Origin of the sequence: Anaerostipes faecis (genome assembly GCF_910574135.1) — a bacterium.
Classification (GTDB): domain Bacteria; phylum Bacillota; class Clostridia; order Lachnospirales; family Lachnospiraceae; genus Anaerostipes; species Anaerostipes hominis.
Genome location: NZ_CAJSYK010000002.1, coordinates 154452 through 174868, shown reverse-complemented (window position 1 = coordinate 174868; position 20417 = coordinate 154452). Strand labels below are relative to the sequence as shown.

The 20417-nt window shown below is 47.0% G+C and carries 29 protein-coding genes; 23 read left to right on the top strand and 6 right to left on the bottom strand.

The annotated features are described in order from the left end of the window. The 5 genes from moaC to QGT46_RS02615 all read left to right on the top strand — a co-directional run bounded on the left by moaC (position 1) and on the right by QGT46_RS02615 (position 2938). The gene (gene moaC, locus QGT46_RS02635; RefSeq protein WP_024726886.1) at positions 1-519 is read left to right on the top strand and encodes a cyclic pyranopterin monophosphate synthase MoaC; all 519 of its coding nucleotides are present in this window, start codon (positions 1-3) and stop codon (positions 517-519) included. Then, positions 506-934 (top strand): MOSC domain-containing protein, encoded by a 429-nt coding sequence (locus tag QGT46_RS02630; RefSeq protein WP_024726887.1) that lies wholly within the window; start codon positions 506-508, stop codon positions 932-934. The genes moaC and QGT46_RS02630 overlap by 14 nt, the downstream gene beginning before the upstream one ends. Further along, positions 931-1446, top strand: a complete 516-nt coding sequence (locus QGT46_RS02625; RefSeq protein ID WP_034548995.1) for a MogA/MoaB family molybdenum cofactor biosynthesis protein — start codon at positions 931-933, stop codon at positions 1444-1446. The genes QGT46_RS02630 and QGT46_RS02625 overlap by 4 nt, the downstream gene beginning before the upstream one ends. 83 nt (positions 1447-1529) lie before the next feature. Further along, positions 1530-2396, top strand: coding sequence for a DegV family protein (locus QGT46_RS02620; RefSeq protein WP_024726889.1), 867 nt, complete (start codon positions 1530-1532; stop codon positions 2394-2396). A gap of 20 nt (positions 2397-2416) precedes the next feature. Further along, positions 2417-2938 (top strand): nitroreductase family protein, encoded by a 522-nt coding sequence (locus QGT46_RS02615; protein WP_270430296.1) that lies wholly within the window; start codon positions 2417-2419, stop codon positions 2936-2938. 163 nt (positions 2939-3101) lie between these two features. On the opposite strand, the gene QGT46_RS17180 is transcribed toward QGT46_RS02615, so the two are convergent. Both QGT46_RS17180 and QGT46_RS02605 read right to left on the bottom strand, forming a co-directional pair. Then, complete coding sequence (locus tag QGT46_RS17180; RefSeq protein WP_081723791.1) at positions 3102-3266, bottom strand: EAL domain-containing protein; 165 nt, start codon at positions 3264-3266, stop codon at positions 3102-3104. Positions 3267-3292: 26 nt separating this feature from the next. After that, positions 3293-4237 (bottom strand): L-lactate dehydrogenase, encoded by a 945-nt coding sequence (locus tag QGT46_RS02605; protein ID WP_024726891.1) that lies wholly within the window; start codon positions 4235-4237, stop codon positions 3293-3295. An 85-nt stretch (positions 4238-4322) separates the two neighbouring features. Here QGT46_RS02605 and QGT46_RS02600 point away from each other — a divergent pair, with 85 nt between their 5' ends. The 12 genes from QGT46_RS02600 (at position 4323) to QGT46_RS02545 (ending at position 11254) form a co-directional block, all read left to right on the top strand. Further along, the gene (locus QGT46_RS02600; RefSeq protein WP_270430297.1) at positions 4323-4508 is read left to right on the top strand and encodes a hypothetical protein; all 186 of its coding nucleotides are present in this window, start codon (positions 4323-4325) and stop codon (positions 4506-4508) included. Between the two features lie 31 nt (positions 4509-4539). Then, the gene (locus QGT46_RS02595; protein WP_270430298.1) at positions 4540-4689 is read left to right on the top strand and encodes a hypothetical protein; all 150 of its coding nucleotides are present in this window, start codon (positions 4540-4542) and stop codon (positions 4687-4689) included. Positions 4690-4697: 8 nt separating this feature from the next. Beyond that, positions 4698-4910 (top strand): hypothetical protein, encoded by a 213-nt coding sequence (locus QGT46_RS02590; protein WP_270430299.1) that lies wholly within the window; start codon positions 4698-4700, stop codon positions 4908-4910. 202 nt (positions 4911-5112) lie between these two features. Continuing rightward, the gene (locus tag QGT46_RS02585; RefSeq protein ID WP_270430300.1) at positions 5113-5298 is read left to right on the top strand and encodes a hypothetical protein; all 186 of its coding nucleotides are present in this window, start codon (positions 5113-5115) and stop codon (positions 5296-5298) included. 120 nt (positions 5299-5418) lie between these two features. Next, positions 5419-6528: a helix-turn-helix domain-containing protein gene (locus QGT46_RS02580; RefSeq protein ID WP_301589437.1), complete on the top strand. Its 1110-nt coding sequence runs from the start codon at positions 5419-5421 to the stop codon at positions 6526-6528. Between the two features lie 2 nt (positions 6529-6530). After that, positions 6531-6731 (top strand): PLDc N-terminal domain-containing protein, encoded by a 201-nt coding sequence (locus QGT46_RS02575; protein WP_024726904.1) that lies wholly within the window; start codon positions 6531-6533, stop codon positions 6729-6731. Further along, positions 6731-7648 carry an ABC transporter ATP-binding protein gene (locus tag QGT46_RS02570; protein WP_024726905.1) on the top strand — a complete coding sequence of 306 codons (918 nt, stop codon included), beginning with the start codon at positions 6731-6733 and terminating at the stop codon, positions 7646-7648. The genes QGT46_RS02575 and QGT46_RS02570 overlap by 1 nt, the downstream gene beginning before the upstream one ends. Continuing rightward, a complete protein-coding gene (locus QGT46_RS02565; protein ID WP_270430302.1) occupies positions 7645-8409 on the top strand; it encodes an ABC transporter permease in 765 nt (254 codons plus the stop codon). Before QGT46_RS02570 ends, QGT46_RS02565 begins: the two co-directional genes overlap by 4 nt. A 202-nt stretch (positions 8410-8611) precedes the next feature. Then, entirely contained in the window at positions 8612-9142 is a 531-nt protein-coding gene (locus QGT46_RS02560; RefSeq protein ID WP_024726908.1) for a dihydrofolate reductase family protein, read from the top strand. Positions 9143-9307: 165 nt separating this feature from the next. Next, on the top strand, positions 9308-10003 hold the full coding sequence (gene yqeC / locus QGT46_RS02555) for a selenium cofactor biosynthesis protein YqeC (RefSeq protein ID WP_024726909.1): 696 nt from the start codon (positions 9308-9310) through the stop codon (positions 10001-10003). Between the two features lie 10 nt (positions 10004-10013). Continuing rightward, positions 10014-10772 carry a threonine/serine exporter family protein gene (locus QGT46_RS02550; RefSeq protein ID WP_024726910.1) on the top strand — a complete coding sequence of 253 codons (759 nt, stop codon included), beginning with the start codon at positions 10014-10016 and terminating at the stop codon, positions 10770-10772. Beyond that, positions 10769-11254, top strand: a complete 486-nt coding sequence (locus tag QGT46_RS02545) for a threonine/serine exporter family protein (RefSeq protein WP_148459958.1) — start codon at positions 10769-10771, stop codon at positions 11252-11254. Before QGT46_RS02550 ends, QGT46_RS02545 begins: the two co-directional genes overlap by 4 nt. 95 nt (positions 11255-11349) lie before the next feature. Here QGT46_RS02545 and QGT46_RS02540 read toward each other — a convergent pair whose 3' ends face one another. Then, a complete protein-coding gene (locus tag QGT46_RS02540) occupies positions 11350-12771 on the bottom strand; it encodes a phospholipase D family protein (RefSeq protein WP_148459959.1) in 1422 nt (473 codons plus the stop codon). A 197-nt stretch (positions 12772-12968) separates the two neighbouring features. Between QGT46_RS02540 and QGT46_RS02535 the strand changes: the two genes are divergently transcribed. From QGT46_RS02535 to QGT46_RS02510, 6 genes are all read left to right on the top strand, one after another. After that, on the top strand, positions 12969-13586 hold the full coding sequence (locus tag QGT46_RS02535; protein ID WP_024726913.1) for a TetR/AcrR family transcriptional regulator: 618 nt from the start codon (positions 12969-12971) through the stop codon (positions 13584-13586). Next, the gene (locus QGT46_RS02530) at positions 13583-14473 is read left to right on the top strand and encodes an ABC transporter ATP-binding protein (RefSeq protein ID WP_148459961.1); all 891 of its coding nucleotides are present in this window, start codon (positions 13583-13585) and stop codon (positions 14471-14473) included. Before QGT46_RS02535 ends, QGT46_RS02530 begins: the two co-directional genes overlap by 4 nt. Continuing rightward, entirely contained in the window at positions 14466-15275 is an 810-nt protein-coding gene (locus QGT46_RS02525; RefSeq protein WP_148459962.1) for an ABC transporter permease subunit, read from the top strand. Before QGT46_RS02530 ends, QGT46_RS02525 begins: the two co-directional genes overlap by 8 nt. A gap of 81 nt (positions 15276-15356) precedes the next feature. After that, entirely contained in the window at positions 15357-16232 is an 876-nt protein-coding gene (locus tag QGT46_RS02520; protein ID WP_148459963.1) for a methionyl aminopeptidase, read from the top strand. An 11-nt stretch (positions 16233-16243) separates the two neighbouring features. Then, on the top strand, positions 16244-17230 hold the full coding sequence (locus tag QGT46_RS02515; protein ID WP_301589427.1) for an XdhC family protein: 987 nt from the start codon (positions 16244-16246) through the stop codon (positions 17228-17230). A gap of 2 nt (positions 17231-17232) precedes the next feature. After that, positions 17233-17814, top strand: coding sequence for a nucleotidyltransferase family protein (locus QGT46_RS02510; RefSeq protein ID WP_148459964.1), 582 nt, complete (start codon positions 17233-17235; stop codon positions 17812-17814). 47 nt (positions 17815-17861) lie between these two features. Here QGT46_RS02510 and QGT46_RS02505 read toward each other — a convergent pair whose 3' ends face one another. The 3 genes from QGT46_RS02505 to modA are packed head-to-tail and all read right to left on the bottom strand — an operon-like array spanning position 17862 to position 20385. Beyond that, positions 17862-18911, bottom strand: coding sequence for a sulfate/molybdate ABC transporter ATP-binding protein (locus QGT46_RS02505; protein ID WP_148459965.1), 1050 nt, complete (start codon positions 18909-18911; stop codon positions 17862-17864). Then, positions 18908-19591, bottom strand: coding sequence for a molybdate ABC transporter permease subunit (gene modB, locus QGT46_RS02500; protein ID WP_148459966.1), 684 nt, complete (start codon positions 19589-19591; stop codon positions 18908-18910). The genes QGT46_RS02505 and modB overlap by 4 nt, the downstream gene beginning before the upstream one ends. Next, entirely contained in the window at positions 19591-20385 is a 795-nt protein-coding gene (modA, locus tag QGT46_RS02495) for a molybdate ABC transporter substrate-binding protein (protein ID WP_148459967.1), read from the bottom strand. The genes modB and modA overlap by 1 nt, the downstream gene beginning before the upstream one ends. Between the last annotated feature and the right edge of the window lie 32 nt (positions 20386-20417).

Genomic DNA, 20417 nt, shown 5'->3' with positions numbered 1-20417 from the left:
ATGAACGATTTTTCACATTTTGATGAAAACGGAAACGCCGTGATGGTGGATGTGTCGGACAAAGAGAATACAAGAAGGGAAGCTTCTGCCCAGGGCAGAATCTTTGTCGGAAAAGAGGTCTATCAAAAGATCAAAACGAAGCAGGTAGAAAAAGGTGATGTACTTTCGGTGGCCAGGATCGCAGGCATCATGGGCGCGAAACAGACCAGCAGTCTGATTCCTATGTGCCATGTGCTGCTGATTCACAAATGCAGCGTAGACTTTGAGATGCGGGAAGAAGATTATTCGATCAGGGCCGTCTGTACAGTGAAGACAACGGGAAAGACCGGAGTGGAGATGGAAGCGCTCACAGGGGTGCAGATCGCACTGCTGACCATTTATGACATGTGTAAGGCAGTCAGCAAGTCCATGTCTATGGGAGACATTCATCTTCTTGAGAAATCCGGAGGAAGAAGCGGATCATTCCGTTATGTTTCAGAGGATATGGCAGAAACGGAGGACAGCAGTGGGAAAGATTGAGGCAATCTGTATCAGTGAAAAAAAGGGAACTGTAAAACGTCCGGTAGAAGAAGCACTTCTCGTTGAGGAGTTTGGAATCCGGGGGGATGCCCACGCCGGAAAATGGCACCGGCAGGTCAGTATTCTCGGATATGAGAAAATAAAAGAGTTTACCGAGCAGGGAGGAAAAGTGGAGGACGGGGACTTCGGGGAAAACCTCATTGTATCCGGAATCGATGTGGACAGTCTTGCCGTGGGCGACCGTCTCCTGGCGGGGGATGTGGTCCTGGAAGTGACCCAGAGGGGGAAGGAGTGCCACAGTCACTGCGAAATTTACAAAAGGGTCGGAAAATGCATTATGCCGACAGAGGGCATTTTTCTGAGAGTGGTGTGCGGAGGGACTCTCCGGGTAGATGATCAGATCATAAGAGCATGAGGAGAAGAAACATGGCATATAAAATAGCAGTTATCACATTGAGCGACAAAGGCGCATCGGGTGAGCGCCGGGATGAAAGCGGTCCGCTGATCCGAAAGATGACAGAGGCGGAAGGCTATGAAGTAGTTTCGGCTGAAATCCTCCCGGATGGGATAGAACCGCTGAGAGGAAGACTCATAGAGATCTGTGACCGGCACACGGCGGATCTGATCCTGACCACGGGAGGCACCGGATTTTCAGAGAGGGATCTGACGCCGGAAGCCACACTTGAGGCGGCGGAGCGGCTTGCTCCGGGGATCAGCGAAGCCATGCGCCTTGAATCTTTGAAGATTACAAAGAGGGCAATGCTCAGCCGGGGAGTTTCTGTCATAAGGAAACGTACACTGATCATAAATCTTCCGGGCAGCCCGAAAGCAGTCAAAGAAAATCTGGAATGTATCCTGGACGAACTCTCCCACGGACTGGGTATCCTGTGTGGAAAAGAATCGGAATGCGGACATCCGGGGAAATAGGTATTTGACTGTATACCCTAACATTTGTTATGATAAAAGGACGGGATTATCAATAGTTCCTAAAAATCATGAAAGGATTCGTTATGGGAAAAGTTGCAGTAATTACAGATAGCAACAGCGGAATCACACAGAATCAGGCAGGGGAGTATGGAATCTACGTGCTGCCTATGCCGTTCTATATTGATGAAAAGCTGTATTTTGAGGATATTACCCTGACTCAGGAAGAATTTTATAAGAGACTTGGGGAGGGCGTGGATATCAAGACGTCTCAGCCTGCTCCGGGAGATGTGATGGATTTGTGGAACAAGGTGCTGAAAGAATATGATGAGATTGTCCATATCCCTATGTCCAGCGGCCTGAGTAGTTCCTGTGAGACGGCACATATGCTGGCAGAGGACTTTGACGGCAAAGTCCAGGTAGTGAATAACCAGAGGATTTCTGTCACCCAGAAGCAGTCCGTGCTGGAAGCCAAAAAGATGGCAGAGCAGGGCATGAGTGCGGCCGAGATAAAAAGCATATTGGAAGAACATAAAATGGAGTCATCTATTTTTATAACCGTAGATACATTAAAATATTTAAAGCAGGGGGGGAGGATTACTCCGGCAGCGGCAGCCATCGGCTCTGTTTTGAATATTAAGCCGGTGCTCCAGATCAAGGGAGAAAAGCTGGATGCATTTACGAAGGCAAGAGGAATGAAGCTTGCCAAGAAAAAAATGCTGGAAGCCGTAGAAAAGGAACTGAATGAAATGTTCGGTCCGTCTATGGAAAAGGAAGATGTCATTATTCAGGCCGCCTATACGGGAAGCGGGGAAGAAGCAGCTCTCTGGGCAGAAGAGATCAAAGGCCGTTTTCCGGGACATCACTTTGAGATGGACCCGCTGTCTCTGAGCATCGCCTGTCACATAGGCTACGGGGCATTGGCAATCGCATGGACAAAAACTCTTGTATAATACGAAACAGGAGGTATGAAATGAAAGATACGATTAAAGATTTAAAGGAAAGAAGAAGCATAAAAAAGTACCGGGACAGACAGATCGAAGAAGCGGACCTTCAGGAGATCCTGAAGGCCGGCATGAACGCACCCACAGGCATGGGGATGCAGTCACCGGTCATGGTGGTCATACAGGACAAAGAAACGATTTCAAAATTGTCGAAGATGAACGCTAAATTCCTCGGAAATGAATCGATCGATCCCTTTTACGGAGCTCCGACGGTGATCGTTGTTTTGGCAGACAAAAACCGGTCCACATATGTGGAAGACGGCAGTCTTGTGATGGGGAATCTGATGAATGCTGCACACGCGCTGGGAATCGGTTCCTGCTGGATTCACCGGGCGAAGCAGGAGTTTGAGAGCGAAGAAGGAAGGAAACTCTTGAGACAATGGGGAATTGAAGGAGATTATGCCGGCATCGGCCACTGCATTCTGGGATACCAGGACGGAGAAACACCGAAAGTAAAACCAAGGAAAGAACATTACATTTACAGAGTCTGATCATGAGAGACAAAGAAAAACGCTCCGCTGGTCGTGCACAGATGCGTAAGGAAATTATTTGCCTGCGGCAAATCGCATCTGGCACGTAAAGTTGTTAAGCCCCTCAAAGATTGAGGGGTTGGGGAGTTGAAGTGGGCTTGCCCACTTTGTTCTTCTTTTTATGTTATTTTTCTATCCCGTTTAAGAGCGCGGCGAAATTACCTTCAGGCATGGGTTTGTAGAAATAGTAACCCTGGACCGTGTGACAGCCGATATCCTTTAGAAAATCTACCTGCTCTTTATGTTCAATTCCTTCCGCTACAATCCTTATATGTAATTCCTTTACCATGGAAAAAAGAGAGGGATGAAATACGATTATATCCGGCTGATATATTCACGAATCACCCGGCAGGAGTTTTCAAATTTCTCTTTTTCTTTGTCAGTCAGAGGGATCTCTATGATCTGTTCGATTCCGTCTTTTCCGATGACACAAGGGACACCCGCATGGATTCCGTACTGTCCGTATTCCCCATCAAGCAGGGGAGAGACCGGCAGGACTTTTTTTGAGTCATGGAAAATAGAGCGGACAATCTCTGACAGGGCGATGCCGATACCGAATTCTGTGCTGCCTTTTCCCTCGATCACCTCGTGTCCTGCATTGGCAGTCTCCTTTTCGATCTGTACAAGATCCAGTTTTCCATACCGCACTGGCTCATCTTTCATCCACTGAACCAGAGGTTTGCCAGAAATATGGACCGCAGAAAAAGGTATCATCTGTGAATCGCCGTGTTCGCCCATGACAAAGGCCTGGATAGAATTGCGGTCCAGGTGCATCTTCTGGGAAAGAATCCTTCTTAACCTGCATGAATCCAGGGAAGTTCCGGTGCTGAAACAGCGGTTTCTCGGAAGGCCCAGCTGCTTTCTCAGATAATCCGCCACGATGTCAGCCGGATTGGAAATACTGATCAGGATTCCCGGTATATGCAGGCCTTGCATGTGAGAGGCTGTTTCTTTCATGATGCGGATAGAATCGTCCAGCATATCCAGACGGGTCTGGCCCGGGAGCCTGGAAACACCGGCGGCCATAACGATGACGTCTGCATCCTCCACATCCCCATAGTCTCCTGTCCGGACAGTGATCTGATGCGGGAGAAAAGAAACCGCATCGTCAAGGTCCAGTGCCTGGCTGTAAGCCTTTTCTCTGTCAATATCTATGTAAACCAGTTCATCAACTTCACCCCGGTACATGAGGCTGAGTCCACACATGGTTCCCACATGTCCCGCTCCGATGATAACGATCTTTCTAAGTTTAAATCCCATAGTCTGTCTCCTTTACAGTCTTGCTTTCATGTGATAAAATCGTAGCACTTTCTATTTTAAAAGTCAACGCAGGGGAGATGATAATATGAAGCATTGTCAGAACGGGATGCACACGGCCGGGAGACAATGGGCGGCGGCATTCCCTGTTATTTTTGTGTCTTTGTTACGGGATCGTGTGCGGGGCATCGTACGCGGCATCCTTAAATCTGATCCTCTGCTTTTTCCTGAATCTGTGGGTACAGTTCTTTCTTGTATTTCTTCTGACGGATAAATTCAATCCTAAGGCGTACTTTCTGTACGGAATGGAATTTGTGTTTCTCCAGCTGCGCCTGATCCCGGCACAGGCGATGCCTGCGCGCTTATGTGCATTTCTCTATGCCATTGCCGTCCTCACAGCTTTTCTGTATCTGCATTCCAGAATCATTAAGAAAAAAGGTATTATAAAACCGTAAGAAAAGGAATGAGCAATCTGGCGGTGCAGTTTATCAGGCTATCGGACGGGAAGAAGGACTCAAGGGATAAAGAGGAGCTCATCCGGATGATGTACCATATGAACCAGACGGATAACGGTGAGATCATAGAAAAAATTAAAAGCTTCAGCCGGACGGAGAACCTGGTGTGCAGACTGACTAATCTGGAACACGGCTACTGGTATCCGATGAGCTCTTTCTGATGCTGATGCCGTATTCGGAGGAAAGCATGATGAAGATCAACAACCGTATCCTCGGGACCATTGCGGGGATGGGAGTGACCTTTGTGCTGACCGAAATATTTAAAAGCCTTGGCGGACACTGTACTTCTTGTGAATAAATTTCTTCTCCCCATCACCGCAGAGTCTGATTTTTTAAAAAGTGTAAACAGCCTTCTTGATACTGATGAAAAAACAATGGGAGAAGATCGGCTCCTATATGCGCAGAAGGCAGATTACGCCGAAGAACAACATGATGCTGGGAGAGGACAGGGTATACGGATGCCTTGACGAGGAGCTGTATTTTAATACTCTTGCCATGAACTGCATGGAGACCGTCAATGAACTGAATAAGATTTTCCGGTATAAATAAAGGCTGCGGGATGCTATACCGCGGCATTGTTTCTTTTTGGTTGATTTTATCAACTAAAATCAACTTCAAATCCATTGTAGTATTCCTGTATACGGTTATAATGAACTTGAGGTGATGAATATGAAGGAGTTAAATCTGTCAAATATTTTGGTGAAAAAGAGAAAAGAAAAAGGAATAACCCAGGATCAGCTGGCAGCCTATATCGGTGTCTCCAAAGCATCGGTATCCAAGTGGGAGACCGGGCAGAGCTACCCGGATATCACGTTTCTGCCCCAGCTGGCGGCCTATTTCAACATGAGTGTCGATGAACTCATAGGATATAAGCCGCAGATGACAAAGGAAGACATACGGAAACTCTATTTAAGACTGGCAAAGGACTTCAGTCAGAAGCCGGCGAAAGAAGTATTTGAGGAATGTGACGGGATCTTGAAAAAATATTATTCCTGTTTTCCTCTTATTATGCAGATGATTATTCTGTACATGAATCATTTTGTCCTGCTGGAGAAACCGGAAGAACAGAAGACCGTAATGAAAACGGCGGCGGATCTCTGCCGAAGAGTGAAAGAAGAAAGCGGTGATGTCCTTCTCTCCTCCCAGGCAAACTCTCTGGAAGCCAGAATGGAACTGCTGGAGGGACATCCTGAAAAGGTGCTGGAACTTCTGGACGAGGAAGTCAGGGCGAATTATTTTGATGAGGGCATCTTGTCGGAGGCGTACCGCATGCTGGGAAATGAGGAAAAGGCCAGGGAGACAGTACAGATCAGTCTGTATCAGAATCTGGTGGGCGTGATGTCATTTATGATACAGGAACTGACCCTGTATGAAAAAGATGAAGAAAAGTTTGAAATGCTTGTCCAGAGAGGCAGTCAGATCGCAGAGGCATTTGAACTGGACCTTCTGTACGTAAATGCAATGGCACAGTTATACTTTGCGGCCGCAGTGGGGTATATGGGACAGAAAAAAGAAGAAAAAGCACTCGCCATGCTTGAAAACTATGAGAGAGTCTGCCTGAACAATCTTCTGCCGTACACACTGCATGGAGATGATTTCTTTGATCTGGTCGATCCATGGCTGAATGAAATGTGTCTGGGAGTCCAGGCACCGCGGGAAGCAAAGCTGATCAAACAGTCAGTGATAGACGGGTTCAAACATCCGGCATTCGAGCCGCTCACAGGAAACCCCAGGTTTGAAGAGATTGTAAAACGCATACAAAAAGAATGGAGGTTATGACGATGAATGAGTTGATGGAATATATGCCTTTTTTAATCCCTGTGATCATATTGGAACTGGTGCTGATGGTGACCGCCCTGGTACATGTGGTGAGACATCCGGATTACCGGTTTGGGAACCGCATATTCTGGATATTAATTGTCATGTTTATACAATTTTTAGGACCGGTCGTGTATTTTGTGTTTGGAAGAGGGGATGAATGATGAATGTGCTGGAGATTCAACATCTTTCAAAACAGTTTGGAACCCATCAGGTGTTAAGGGACTTAACTTTTCAGGTGCCGGAGCACTCTGTATATGGATTTTTAGGCCAGAACGGAGCTGGAAAGACGACGACCATGAAGATCATCCTCGGGCTTTTAAAAGCTGACAAAGGGGAAGTGAAGGTGTTGGGAGAAACGGTTCGCTACGGTTTCGCAAAGACAAACCGCAGAGTGGGATATCTGCCGGATGTGCCTGAATTTTACGGGTATATGAAGGCAGAGCAGTACCTGCGTCTGTGCGGGGAGATCACAGGGCTTTCAGCAAAAGAGATTTGTTCAAGAAGCGAAGAACTTCTCAGTCTGGTAGGACTTTCAGAGGAAAAGAAAAAAATTCGCGGATACTCCAGAGGTATGAAACAGCGTCTGGGCATTGCACAGGCACTGCTCAACGAGCCCGGGCTTTTGATCTGCGATGAGCCGACTTCCGCCCTGGACCCTCTGGGACGAAAGGAGATCCTGGATATCCTTTCAAAAGTCAGAGAAAAAACAACGGTATTATTTTCAACCCATGTGCTGTCCGATGTGGAGAGAATCTGTGACCGGGCGGCAGTGCTCAAAGACGGAAGCCTGGCCCTTTCGGGGAGCCTTGAAGAACTGAAGGCACAGCACAGGAAAGACAGCCTCTGTCTGGAGACGGGCACACCGGGAGGACAAAAACTGCTGGAATCTGAATTTCAGAAGAAGGGCTATGTTTTCGGGGTAGAGAAAAAGAATGGAGTTTTAATTTTCCACACATCGGATATGGCCCGTTTGGAGACAGAGCTTATGATCTGCATGACAGAGCACAATATATGTCCGCTGAAAATGGAAGTGCAGAAGCCGACCCTGGAAAACTTATTTATGGAGGTGATATCATGAGGGCGTACTGGGCGTTTACGAAAAAAGAGCTGCTGGAAAGTATCTGCACTTATAAATTGCTGATCCTCGGATGTATTTTTCTGATGTTTGGTTTTATGAATCCTTTTATAGCAAAGATTACCCCGGAGCTTGTGAAAAGCTTTATGCCCGGAGGCATCAGCATTGATCTTCCGGCTCCCTCGGCGGCGGATTCCTGGATGCAGTTTTTCAAAAATGTACCTCAGATGGGGCTTGCGGTTTTAGCCATTCTCTTTTCCGGAATGATGGCAGGCGAGATCCAAAAAGGAACTTTGATCTTAATGGTCACCAAGGGGCTTTCCCGGACGGCGGTGCTCTGTTCAAAGTTTACGGTGGCAGTCCTTCTGTGGACAGTATCCTATGCGGTGTGCACGGGAGTAACCTATGGATATACAGTTTATTTCTGGAAAACGAAAGACATTGATCATCTGATGCCTGCGCTCCTGGGGGTATGGCTGTTCGGGGTACTGCTGCTGGCCTCAGACCTTTTGGGCAGCGTGATTTCAAAGAGCAGTTATTCTAGCCTTTTATTTACCGGAATTATGGTAGCTGTGATGTTTCTGCTGAATATCGTTCCCAGGATCCGGAAATTTAATCCTATGCGTCTGGTATCCGAGCCATACGGATTGATTACCGGGGCTCTCAAAACCTCGGATTTTTCCAGGAGCTTTCTGATGACGGGAGTACTCCTCCTGATCCTTTTGGTTTTATCGGGCATTGCCTTTCAAAAAAAACAGCTTTAAGGGAAAGCAGATGAATAAAGAAGGCTTTTGGAGAATAGCCCATTTTATTCGAAGAACACCTTTCCTGCAGATATTATGTCCATTTTCTACATGATTGGAGTGAGGCATTCTAAGAGCCAAACGGAAATCATGTGGAAAATGTCATGGGTTTTTCAAGGACTGTTGAAGAAAGAGCAATCAGAATTTGGTGAGGTAAACAGATATGAGAAGAGTTAGTTTGTTTATTGCAATGAGTCTTGACGGATATATTGCAGATAGCAATGGCAAAGTTGATTGGTTAGAAGGACAAGGCAGCAACAATGAAAATATTGATACTTATTCAGAGTTTGTAAAAGACATTGATACGATTTTGATGGGGTGGAATACTTATCATCAAGTAGTTACTGAACTTTCTCCAAATAAATGGATATATGACGATTATACAACCTATGTCATTACACATAACGAGCTTGCTTCATCTGAGAAAATCAGGTTTATAAATGAAAATCCTGTTGAGTTAATACATCATTTGAAAGAAGGAAATGGAAAAGATATTTGGATCTGCGGTGGTGCAAACCTGATTCAACAGTTCATAAATAAAAACTTGATTGACCGTTATTATATTACTGTAATTCCAACACTCTTGGGTTCAGGTACGCGTCTATTTGAAAATGGGAAACAGGAGATAAAGCTGAAGTTACTTAAAACACAATCATATAATGGCATCATAGATTTGGATTATATACGAAGATAAACTCCGATTTGCCGAGTAAAAAATATGAATTAAGCTACAAATAATGAACAATCATAAGTACACCCATAGGGCACACCGTATTTTATACCCTTCGGGTGGACGCGTTCCGCGCAATAAGCTAAAGTAAAAGGGAGGTTAGAAAATAAAACTTGGGAGAAACTAAGAATGAAAAGGATAGGAAAAGAGGAGCCGCTGTCCGAAGCCTTTGGAATCCGCGACGGTATCCTTTCCGTAGTGGGAGCCGGGGGAAAGACGACATCGGTATTTAAGATCGCAGGAGAACAGGAAGAGATGGGAAAAAGGGTCCTGGTGACGACCACCACTCACATGGAAATTCCGGGGAGGGAGACCGTGCTTTCCGGAGATGCGGATGATATTATACCGAGACTGAAGCCGGGCCGGACCGTTACAGCAGGACTCCGTGACGGAGAAAAGATGAAGGGGCTGCCAAAAGAAGTCTTTAAGGCAGCCTCCTCTTTTGCTGACGTTACCATAGTGGAGGCGGACGGAGCAAAGAGAATGCCGGTAAAGGCCAGAAATGAAACAGAGCCGGTCATACCGGAGGAAACGGACCAGATTCTGATCGTGGCAGGGATGAGTGCTCTCGGGAACCCAATAAAGGATGTGTGCCACCGGCCGGAACACGCGTGTAAAATTCTTGAAAAATCTGATGAAGAATTTCTTAATTATGAGGATATTATGAAGCTGATCCGTATGGAATATGTTATAATGCTCAGAAAACAATATCCGGATGCGGACCTTCTTATTCTGCTGAACCAATGTGACACAAAGGAGCGGATGGATCAGGCTGCCCGCATCGGTATCTGTTTTGACAGCCAATATCCGGTCATTTTACGTTAGAGGAGTTCACATGTTTTTAAAGCAGGTATTGATCCAGGCCATGGATCTCGGAAAAATGATGTTGATAAGCGGAGCCGGTGTTTCCAGAGTGGAAGACACTATCGAGCGCATCTGCCTTGCATACGGGGCGAGGGAAGTTGAGGCGTTTACGATCACATCCAGCATAGTGGTCACGGTGACTACGGAAGACGGAGATGTGTTTACCCAGACTAAAAGAATTAAATACTACAAGACGGATTTTCATAAATTAGACCGGTTAAATGATCTTTCCAGATATGTGTGCAGGGAGAAGCCGGATATTTCTTATCTGGAGGAAAAGCTTTCGGACATTCGTCAGGAGCACATTTACAGCCTGCCGGTGCAGTGTCTGATTGCATCTCTGATCGCAGGAACATTTGCAGTCTTTTTCGGCGGAGGATTTGTGGAAGGGATCATAGGGGCCCTATGCGGTGCGGCAGTCTGGTGGCTGATGGCTTTTCTTCAAAAGCTGGATTCCAATATTATGTTTTCAGACTTTACTGCAGCTTTTATGGTGGCCACTATTGCATATATACTGGCGCATCTGGGGGCCACCAGAGATTACGGCACGATCATCATAGGAAATATCATGCTTCTTGTGCCCGGGGTGGCTTTTGTCAATTCTATCCGGGATATTATAGGAGGAGACGTGATGGCGGGTATGATACGGCTTTGTGAAGTGGTGGTGACCGCTGTATTTCTTGCGGCTGGTTCCTTCACCGCACTTGTACTGTGGGGAGGTGTCTTATGATAGTACAGGCAGTCCAGATTCTTTCTTCGTTTATCGGAGCTCTCGGATTTTCTATTTTATTTAATATGAGAGGAAAAAAGTTATTCTTTGCAGGCCTGGGAGGCCTCGTCTCATGGACGGTCTATTTGGTCATGGCTTCCCTGACCACGAGTACATTTCTGCCGAACTTCGTCGCATCCATGGCGGCGACCGTTTATGCGGAGGCACTTGCCAGACTGGCCAAGAGCCCAGCCACTATATTTTTGATCGGGGCCATCATTCCCCTTGTGCCGGGAGGGCAGCTTTACTATACGATGAATTATGCAGTTGCAAAAAACTGGGGGCTGTTTGCCATGTATGGGCAGAGAACCCTGATCATCGCCATGGCAGTGTCCGGTGGGATTATGATGGTATCCTCCGTTTACCGATTGTACAATGGCCTGGTATTCAGCCGGGTCAAAAAGAAGAAACAGACAGGCAAAAAAGAAAATAATCCCGAATGACAGGGGTTGTTTTTTTTCTCAGGAAAGACCTTGTCACGCTAGTGCATGAAAGTCTTTCCCGAGAGATGAAGCGGGCTTGCCCACTTTCTTCTCCGCTACGCTAAGTACCGGAAAAGCTGAATAAACAGGGAACTGAATTTAAACAGCAGCTTTTTGGAATTCTCTGGTTCTTTTTGGGGCACTCCCTGTTTCGGAAAATACTGTTCTTTTTTATTTATTTCAAGGGACTGGTCCTTCAACTTGTCCATGTTTGTTCTGAGTTCTCTGTTTAATTCGGGGCTGTCCAGCACGAGCATAGTCTCAGTGTCCAGATATGTGCTCCTCATGTCAAAGTTATAGGAGCCGATCACTGACAGCCGGTCATCGATGGCAATGGACTTGCCGTGGCAGGAGTGGTCTCCGAAAAATTCGTAGACCCTGGGGCCTGTTTTAAGGACCTTTGAACGGTTTCTTGTATAGTCTGAGGAAGCGATGAAATTATCACCCACGGCTGTGGAGTTCACCAGCATTTCTACGTTCGGGACTTTCCCGGTCAGTTCCTCCATTCCCTTATACATATCTTTGGAGAAAACCGCATATGGTGTCTGGATCGTGACGTCTTTTTTTGCAGTCAGCATGAGCTGCTGCATCGTATACCACACATAAGGCTCCTTATTGCCGATATGGACCGGGTTTGTCACAAAGGAAGCCTTTTTTACAGGAACGGTCTGTTTTACCCAGTCCGTTTTCGAAGGAAGCTTCTTTTTAATGGACTGGTAACGACGAGAGAGATATTTGATCTCACTCTTTGTCTTTTCTCTCTGGGGATCTCCCTCAAAAACTGTCTTGCAGTCTGAGGAATTCCAAACTCTTTTAAAATAAGAAAGGACCTGTGGAATAGCCCCGTTCTTTTGTTCCGGTTTTTTGGAATACAGAAGCACTTCCCGGTCATAGCCGATGCTTCCCCGGCTGTCATCTCCGATGAAATAGTCAAACATGTTCCGCCCTCCCATCAAAAGGAGCGAATCGTCCGCAACCACATACTTGTCATGAAGCCTTCCATTGATTGTCCACGGCTTTAAAAAATTCGGTTCGTTATAAAACCGGATTTCTATGTTTGGATGGCTTCCTGCTGCCTGGAATACTGATTTGCCGTTCATGTGCAGCATTCCGTAGAGCCCGTCCACTAAAATCTGTACTTTGACCCCGCGGTCGGCGGCATTAATGAGAGCCGCAAATGTATCGTCAGTGCTCTTTCCTTCCCGTATGTCGAAGGTAGAGATGATGATGTTCTTTTTTGCTTCCCGGAACATGGCAAGTCTTGTGTCCAGAGCGCCCATGTTTGTCTCGACTATGCCGGCCCGCTCCCTGCCGGGGCCCGAACCGTAAAACGCCGGGACATCGACTGTTTTTTTGTAGGAATCGCTAACTGTCTTCTGGAATGCAAAGGGCAGGCATGCCCCTGCCGCCTCATAAAGAAGGATCAGCAGTATGAAAAGCAGAATCCATCTGCCTGTTTTTCTTTTTGTCTTCGTCATATGTTCACCTTTTTCTTTCGCATATTTTTCATCTATTGTACCGCACCGGATATGGTTTTACAATATTCCAAAAAAATGAGCTTTACAGCTTTGGCCTTATCTTTGTTTCTGGATAATACAGGGGGTTGTTTTTTTGAGTCAATGGCATATAATCAAACTAACTCATGAACCGGAACAGACAATGGAAGGAGGCTGTTTTGAACGAAAAGTTTTTGAAACTTCCCGAAGAAAAACAAAGAAAGATCATTTATGCGGCGATCCGGGTATTTGCGGAGAAAGAATATAAGCATGCCTCCACAGACAGGATGGCAGAACTGGCCGGCATATCAAAGGGACTGCTGTTCTTCTACTTTAAGAATAAAAAATCATTGTATCTTTATGTCTATGATTATCTGATTGGCCTGATCGTGAGGCAGCTGGAGGATATGGATTTCAAAGAAGAACATGACTTTTTTAAACTGTTTGAACTTTCGATACGGGTGAAATCCACTCTGCTGAAGGATAACCCATATATCCACGGGTTCCTTCTGAAGGCCAGATATGAAGAAAATGAGGCGGTGAGGCAGGAACTTTCAGATAGAAACAAAACCTTTTTAGAGGAGATGTTTCCGCGGTGGTTTCCGGAGGTGGATTTTTCGAAATTTAAGGAAGATGTGGACCCCTGGGACGTGTTTATGCTGCTCTACTATTTGGGAGACGGATATTTGAGAGAGGCGGTGTGCAGAAAAGATTTTGATCTTGACCGGGTGTGCGAAGACTATGAGCGCTGGATGGACTGGATAAAGAAAAGCGTCTACCGAAAGGAGTATCTATGAATACGATTGAAATGAAACACCTGACAAAGGATTATGGAAATCAGAGGGGTATCTTTGATGTCACATTTTCCGTGAAAAAGGGAGAAGTGATGGGATTCCTCGGTCCCAACGGAGCCGGAAAGACTACGACGATCCGTCATCTCCTTGGTTTTTCCACCCCGAATCACGGAACCTGTACGATCAACGGAATGGACTGTTTTCATAAGGCAAAGGATATTCACAGATCCCTCGGTTATCTGCCGGGAGAGATCGCATTTATGGATGATATGACGGGAAAGCAGTTTCTGAAGTTCGCCGCGGACCTGAAAGGCATGAAGAATAAGGGCAGGATGCAGGAGCTCATGGATATGTTTTCTCTGGACCCGGGAGGCAGGATCAAAAAAATGTCCAAGGGAATGAAACAGAAGATCGGCATTGTATGTGCATTCATGGATTCTCCGGATCTCTACATATTGGATGAACCTACGAGCGGGCTGGACCCTCTGATGCAGAATCAGTTTGTGGAACTGATCCTGGAGGAAAAGAAGAGGGGAGCGACGGTTCTCATGTCCTCCCATATGTTCGAGGAGGTGGAGAGGACCTGTGACCGCACGGCGATCATCAGAGAAGGAAGGCTTGTCGCCGTGGAAGACATGGGAACACTTGGAAAGAGCAAGCAGAAGGTCTTTACGGTCACCCTGGGTTCGAAAGCGGAGGCAGAGGCATTTTCCAGGGAGATGAACGGGGTGAGGCAGACCGGGGAGAACCGGGTCACGGTCGGTGTCAGGGGAGAACTCTCGGAGTTCATCAGATGTTTAGGAAAATACCGGGTCTTAAACCTGACGGAACAGAAGCAGACCCTGGAAGACTTGTTCCTGCATTTTTACGGAGGTGATTCTCATGAATAATATATTTGTTATGCCGCTCTTGAAACGGGAAATAAAATCCAATTACAAAGTGTTTCTGATCATCGCAGCCGTGGCCTCCATGTATATCAGCGTCATGGTCTCCATGTTTGAACCCGATCTCGGGAAAATGCTGGCGGAGTTTGAAAAGGCGATGCCGGGGCTCATGTCAGCCGCAGGGATGACAAATCCCGGGACGACTCTTCAGAGCTTTTTAAAAACCTATTTATACGGCTTTTTTATGTTTGTGCTGCCTATGATATATGAGCTGTTTACTGCCAATAAGCTGGTGGCCGGATATGTGGACAGGGGTTCTATGGCATCCATCCTCTCCGCGCCTCATTCCAGGAGAAAAGTCGTCCGAACACAGGGGTTCTTCCTGACAGCCAGCGTGTGCCTGATGATCTTATATATCACGGTGCTGGGCATTGTCTGCTCTGAGATGATGTTTCCGGGGGACTTGGGAATCGCAGAATTTCTCAGTTTAAATGCGGGTCTGCTCTGTCTTCATATATGTATCAGCGGATTTTTCTTTTTTATGTCCTGTATCTGCAATGATACTCGCAGGTCCACAGGTATTGGAGTCGGGGTATTTCTTGGTTTTTATCTTGTACAGATGCTCTCAAATATGGGGGATAAGCTGGAAAATCTCAAATATGCCACAATTTTTACTTTATTTGATGGAGATGCTCTTTTAAGAGGAGAAAGCCGGGCAATTGTCATGTCAGGGATTCTGCTGATGATTGGGATTCTGTTTTTTGAATTGGGGAAATACCGGTTTCAAAAAAGAGATCTGCCGCTTTGACAGAAGATATTTTCTTAACACGGCAGGACTCCAGTGATATAATAGGGGACAGAAAACAAATTTTAGAAAAGAGGAACTGACATGTTAGGAAAATTGGGAAGAAATGATGCCTGCTGGTGCGGCAGCAATAAGAAATATAAAGCCTGCCATATGGCTTCGGACGAAAAAATAGAGGCATTCGCGCGGCAGGGACATATTGTGCCGCCGAGATTTATTCTCAAAAACAGGGAACAGATCGAAGGAATCCGGGAAAGCGGAAAGATCAATACCGCAGTCCTCGACTATGTAGCAGAACATATCAGGGAAGGAATGACCACAGAGGAGATCGACCGGCTGGTTCACGATAAGACTGCGGAACTTGGGGGTATCCCGGCCCCTTTGGGATATGAAGGTTTCCCGAAAAGCGTATGCACTTCCATCAATGAGCAGGTGTGCCATGGCATCCCTTCTGAGGATATTGTGCTGAAGGACGGAGATATCATCAATGTGGATGTGTCAACGATCTATCATGGATATTTTTCGGATTCATCAAGGATGTTCTGCATCGGAAATGTAAGTGATGAAAAGAAGAAGCTTGTGGATGTGACGAAAGAGTGTGTGGAACTTGGGCTTGCACAGGTGAAACCGTGGGGCTTCATGGGAGACATGGGCCAGGCGGTCCACGATCACGCAGTCAAGAATGGATATTCGGTCGTGCGGGAGATCGGCGGACACGGTGTCGGGCTGGAGTTTCACGAGGAGCCGTTTGTCAGCTACGTCACGAAAAAGGGCACGGAGATGCTTTTGGTCCCGGGCATGGTATTCACCATTGAACCCATGGTCAACATGGGAACCGATGAAGTCTACACTGATGGAGGAGATAACTGGAGCGTCTACACGGCAGACGGCCGTCCGTCCGCCCAGTGGGAGATCCAGGTGCTCGTGACAGAGACGGGATATGAAGTACTGGCTTATTAGGAGGTGTCTGTTTGTCTGCATATGAATTGTTGTTTGAAATGCTCGGAGAGAGGGGAAAAGTTTTGAGTGCCACCATTGTCTCCGGCCCGATGGCAGGAGAAAAATGTATTTACACTCAGGAGGAGATGCATGGAGAGCATTTCTGGAAGGAATTTCTTCCTGAACTCAGGAGGGTGGAGCAGACAGAGACTGTTTCGATTGGGAAACGTGAGATTTTTGTGGAGCTCTTTCAAAAAGCCCCCAGGCTCGTTATTTTAGGAGGAGGCCATGTGTCACAGCCGGTCTGCCAGATCGGAAAGATTCTTGGATTTGACATAACGGTGGTGGATGACAGAGAAGAGTTTGTCACGAAAGACAGGTTTCCGTGGGCAGACCGGCTGCTCTGCTGTGATTTTGACTGTCTGCCGGATGAACTGTTCAGATATGAGAATACATTTTATGTGGCGGTGACCAGGGGACATCAGGGAGACCGGGCCTGCGCAAGAAAGGTCTTATCTCATCCCCATGCATATTTCGGCATGATCGGCAGCCGCACGAAAGTAAAGATTACAAAAGATGCCCTGTTAGAAGAAGGGTTATCCGGCGAGAAGGTAGAGTCTATGCACTCACCGATCGGTCTGCCCCTTGGTGGACAGCTGCCGGAGGAGATCGCCGTGAGTATCATGGCAGAGATCGTGAAAGAAAAGAACCGCCGCTATACCGGCTTTGCGGATATGGATGTGGCAAATGCGGTCCTTGGAGGAGAACACGGAGTCATGCTGACGATACTTTCAAAGAGTGGATCTTCCCCGAGAGGAACAGGCAGCAAGATGTTCCTGGGAGAAGGGGGAATATCTTATGGAAGCATCGGGGGAGGCAGTGTAGAGTTTACCGCATGCAGAGACGCCAAACACGTATCTGACGTACAGGTAAAGGAATATGACCTCTCGGCAAAAGATGCCTCTGACCTTGGGATGATCTGCGGCGGGCATGTCCGGCTCCTTTTTGAAAGGATATAGAGATGAAGATTCATATGATCCTGCTGGCCGCAGGGTTTGGCCGCCGCTTTGGGTCCAATAAGCTTTTATATGAGATCGGCGGTAAACCTATGTACAGGCACACACTGGATGTGATGCTTTCGCTGGCCCGGGAATTGAAAGACGCAGACGTGACTGTGGTGACCCGCTATGAAGAAATTTACCTGGATGCAAAAGAGAGCGGTGTGCTCTGTCTGATGAACCGACACAGTGAACAGGGGATATCGTCCTCTGTTCAGATCGGGCTGAAAGCCAATCTTCATCCACGGGAGGATGCATACTATCTTTTCTTTACGGCCGACCAGCCGGAACTGAAAAAGGAGACGGTCAGGGAATTCCTGTCTGCTTTTTGGCGGGCGGGAAAAGGAATCGGCTGTCTCTCGGAAGATGGAATTCCGAAAAACCCGTGTGTGTTTCACAGCTGTTACGTGAAGGAACTTCTCTCCATACAGGGAGACCGGGGAGGCAAGCAGGTCGTAAGAAGCCATCCTGAAGATGTGTTTATATTTGAGGCCGGAGGACAGGAACTGAGGGATATCGATACATTGGATCAGCTGGAAAATTAAAAAGTGGATTTTACAAAGGATAAAAGCCGTGTAAAATCCACTTTTGTTTATTTCATAAAAAGAAATTTGTCTTTCGGAAACCTGAGAAAGATCGTATCCTTTTTTATCTGGTCGTTCCAGAGAGTTTTAGGTAGTTCAAAGCGCAGTCCCGTCCAGTCTCCGGACTTTTTATTCTGCTTTTCCCGAAACAGAAGGATCATGGAGAAGGTATCTTCAATGATGTCCGTAACCGTACATTCTATCGTGTTGGGCAGAGATGCATCCGGTGCAATGGAAAAGTAATGGGCCCGGAAACCGGCGTATTTGATGTCTTTTGGAACAGAGACGGAAGATGTCAGGACAATGTTCCAGTCGGACGCAAAAAATGTGTGGTCATCGATATACTCTGCATGAGAAATATTTTTGCATCCTGTAAGAAGCGCGGCTTCCAGAGATTCCGGATTCTGAAACAATTCTTTTTTGCGCTGTACGGTCTTTAGGCGGCCATTTCCCATGACGGCGATCCGGTCGGACATCCGGTAGACTTCGTCTCTGTTGTGCGAGACGAACAGGGCGGTTCCGGGAAAGTCCCGTATGATGTGCATCAGTTCCTGCTCCAGCTGCCATTTCAGATAATCATCCAAAGCCGAAAAAGGTTCGTCCAGCATGATCAGAGAAGGCCTGGATGCCAGCATCCTTGCCAGGGCCGTGCGCTGCTGCTGGCCGCCGGAAAGCTGGGAGGGATAATGGTCTTCGAGGCCGGATAAATAGAACTTTTCAACCCATGAGCCCACAAAAGACCTGTCCCTGGAAGTCAGCCCACAGGCAATATTTTCACGCACCGTCATGTGGGGAAATAAGGCATAAGTTTGAAACAGATATCCTATCTTCCGGTCCCTCACGGGCAGATTGATACGCTTTTGGGAGTCAAATAAAACTCTGCCGTCCAGAACGATCCGTCCCCGGTCCGGTGTCTCGATTCCGGCAATGCATTTCAGAGTCAGGCTTTTTCCACAGCCCGAAGCCCCCAGAATAGAAAGTATTTCATTGCCTGCTTCAAAAGAAGTCCTAAGATGAAACCCAGGCAGATGTTTTTCAATATCTACATAAAGACTCATTTTGCTGCCCCTTTCCGCCGTGCAAAGCGCACCTGGAAAGATGTACAGAAGTTCATGGCGAGCATCATCACAAAGGAAAAACAGACGATGATCATGACCCAGAGATAGGCACTCTCACGGTCGCCTGCCTGCACTGCCGTGTATACGGCTACGGACATGGTCTGGGTTTTTCCGGGGATATTGCCTGCGATCATGATGGTGGCTCCGAATTCGCCGAGAGCCCTTGCAAAGGAAAGAATTGTTCCTGCAAGGATGCCCGGCCATGCCAGGGGGATGATGATCTTTCGGAATATTTTTCCCTCTGTCATTCCCAGGGTCCTGGCTGCATACAGATATTCCTGATCGATCTGTTCAAAGGCGCCGCGGACCGTGCGGTACATCAGCGGAAATGAAACTGCAGTTGAGGCGACGACCGCACCCTGCCAGGAAAATATAAAGGAAAACCCAAACTGAGAAAAGAACTGCCCTACCAGGCTGTTTTTTCCGAAAGCCAGCAGCAGGAAAAAACCTACGACTGTTGGGGGCAGGACTAAAGGCAGAGTAAACAGGCCGTCGATGACAGCCTGTCCGTGTTTCAGCTTTACAACGGTCCGGGCAGCACAGATACCCAGTACAAAGGTAAATATGGTAGCTGGAAGGGCTACTTTTAGAGAAATCCACAGTGGTGACAGATCGAACATTATTTTATCCTTTGGAAGCCGTAAGACTCGAACAGCTTCAGTATTTCATCGGTTTTTAAGTAATCTACAAACTTCTGGGCCTCTTTCTGATGTCTGCTGTCTTTTAACACGGCCACCGGATAGATCACAGGGTCGGCGGCTTTCTTCGGAGCCTCACAGACTACTTTGATCTTCTTCGATATTTTCGCATCCGTCATATAGACGACTCCGCAGTCCACTTCGCCGCTTTCTACCCATGTGAGAACCTGGCGGACATCGCTTCCATAGTTTGTCTTCTTCTTTATTTTATCCAAAATGCCAAGTTTTTGAAAGACTCCTTCTGAATATTGTCCGACCGGGACTGCTTTTGGCTCACCCAGTGCCACTTTTTTTACGCTTGAATCTGCCAGGTCTTCAAAGGTTTTAACGGATGTCTCGCTGCCTTTTGGGACGATCAGTACAAGCTTGTTTTCCAGCAGATCTGCCCGGGATTTTTTATTGATCAGGTTCTTTTTTGAGAGAGCATCCATCTGTTTTTGGGCAGCCGACATAAAAACATCTGCGTCCGCGCCCTCTTCAATTTGTGTCTGAAGTGCGCCGGAACTCCCATAGGAAAAGCGGAGTTCTACATTGGGTTCCTTTTCTTTATATTTCTCGGCGATGTCCTTTGTCACATCCGTAAGACTGGCGGCTGCGGGAATGGTCAGTGTGGCAGTTTTTTTCCCGGAAGTATTTTTGTCTTCGGAACTGCATCCGGACAGGGCCGCAGTTCCCAGCACTGCGGCAGCCAGCACAGCAAATATTTGTTTTTTCATTTAATATTGTATCCTCCTGTACTTCGTTTTTA

Bases quoted from the DNA above. Each gene is read 5' to 3' on its own strand.
- moaC (WP_024726886.1), top strand. From the start codon at position 1: ATGAACGATTTTTCACATTTTGATGAAAACGGAAACGCCGTGATGGTG.
- QGT46_RS02625 (WP_034548995.1), top strand. From the start codon at position 931: ATGAGGAGAAGAAACATGGCATATAAAATAGCAGTTATCACATTGAGC.
- QGT46_RS02620 (WP_024726889.1), top strand. From the start codon at position 1,530: ATGGGAAAAGTTGCAGTAATTACAGATAGCAACAGCGGAATCACACAG.
- QGT46_RS02615 (WP_270430296.1), top strand. From the start codon at position 2,417: ATGAAAGATACGATTAAAGATTTAAAGGAAAGAAGAAGCATAAAAAAG.
- QGT46_RS17180 (WP_081723791.1), bottom strand. From the start codon at position 3,266: ATGGTAAAGGAATTACATATAAGGATTGTAGCGGAAGGAATTGAACAT.
- QGT46_RS02605 (WP_024726891.1), bottom strand. From the start codon at position 4,237: ATGGGATTTAAACTTAGAAAGATCGTTATCATCGGAGCGGGACATGTG.
- QGT46_RS02600 (WP_270430297.1), top strand. From the start codon at position 4,323: ATGAAGCATTGTCAGAACGGGATGCACACGGCCGGGAGACAATGGGCG.
- QGT46_RS02595 (WP_270430298.1), top strand. From the start codon at position 4,540: ATGGAATTTGTGTTTCTCCAGCTGCGCCTGATCCCGGCACAGGCGATG.
- QGT46_RS02590 (WP_270430299.1), top strand. From the start codon at position 4,698: ATGAGCAATCTGGCGGTGCAGTTTATCAGGCTATCGGACGGGAAGAAG.
- QGT46_RS02585 (WP_270430300.1), top strand. From the start codon at position 5,113: ATGAAAAAACAATGGGAGAAGATCGGCTCCTATATGCGCAGAAGGCAG.
- QGT46_RS02580 (WP_301589437.1), top strand. From the start codon at position 5,419: ATGAAGGAGTTAAATCTGTCAAATATTTTGGTGAAAAAGAGAAAAGAA.
- QGT46_RS02575 (WP_024726904.1), top strand. From the start codon at position 6,531: ATGAATGAGTTGATGGAATATATGCCTTTTTTAATCCCTGTGATCATA.
- QGT46_RS02570 (WP_024726905.1), top strand. From the start codon at position 6,731: ATGAATGTGCTGGAGATTCAACATCTTTCAAAACAGTTTGGAACCCAT.
- QGT46_RS02565 (WP_270430302.1), top strand. From the start codon at position 7,645: ATGAGGGCGTACTGGGCGTTTACGAAAAAAGAGCTGCTGGAAAGTATC.
- QGT46_RS02560 (WP_024726908.1), top strand. From the start codon at position 8,612: ATGAGAAGAGTTAGTTTGTTTATTGCAATGAGTCTTGACGGATATATT.
- yqeC (WP_024726909.1), top strand. From the start codon at position 9,308: ATGAAAAGGATAGGAAAAGAGGAGCCGCTGTCCGAAGCCTTTGGAATC.
- QGT46_RS02550 (WP_024726910.1), top strand. From the start codon at position 10,014: ATGTTTTTAAAGCAGGTATTGATCCAGGCCATGGATCTCGGAAAAATG.
- QGT46_RS02545 (WP_148459958.1), top strand. From the start codon at position 10,769: ATGATAGTACAGGCAGTCCAGATTCTTTCTTCGTTTATCGGAGCTCTC.
- QGT46_RS02540 (WP_148459959.1), bottom strand. From the start codon at position 12,771: ATGACGAAGACAAAAAGAAAAACAGGCAGATGGATTCTGCTTTTCATA.
- QGT46_RS02530 (WP_148459961.1), top strand. From the start codon at position 13,583: ATGAATACGATTGAAATGAAACACCTGACAAAGGATTATGGAAATCAG.
- QGT46_RS02525 (WP_148459962.1), top strand. From the start codon at position 14,466: ATGAATAATATATTTGTTATGCCGCTCTTGAAACGGGAAATAAAATCC.
- QGT46_RS02520 (WP_148459963.1), top strand. From the start codon at position 15,357: ATGTTAGGAAAATTGGGAAGAAATGATGCCTGCTGGTGCGGCAGCAAT.
- QGT46_RS02510 (WP_148459964.1), top strand. From the start codon at position 17,233: ATGAAGATTCATATGATCCTGCTGGCCGCAGGGTTTGGCCGCCGCTTT.
- QGT46_RS02505 (WP_148459965.1), bottom strand. From the start codon at position 18,911: ATGAGTCTTTATGTAGATATTGAAAAACATCTGCCTGGGTTTCATCTT.
- modB (WP_148459966.1), bottom strand. From the start codon at position 19,591: ATGTTCGATCTGTCACCACTGTGGATTTCTCTAAAAGTAGCCCTTCCA.
- modA (WP_148459967.1), bottom strand. From the start codon at position 20,385: ATGAAAAAACAAATATTTGCTGTGCTGGCTGCCGCAGTGCTGGGAACT.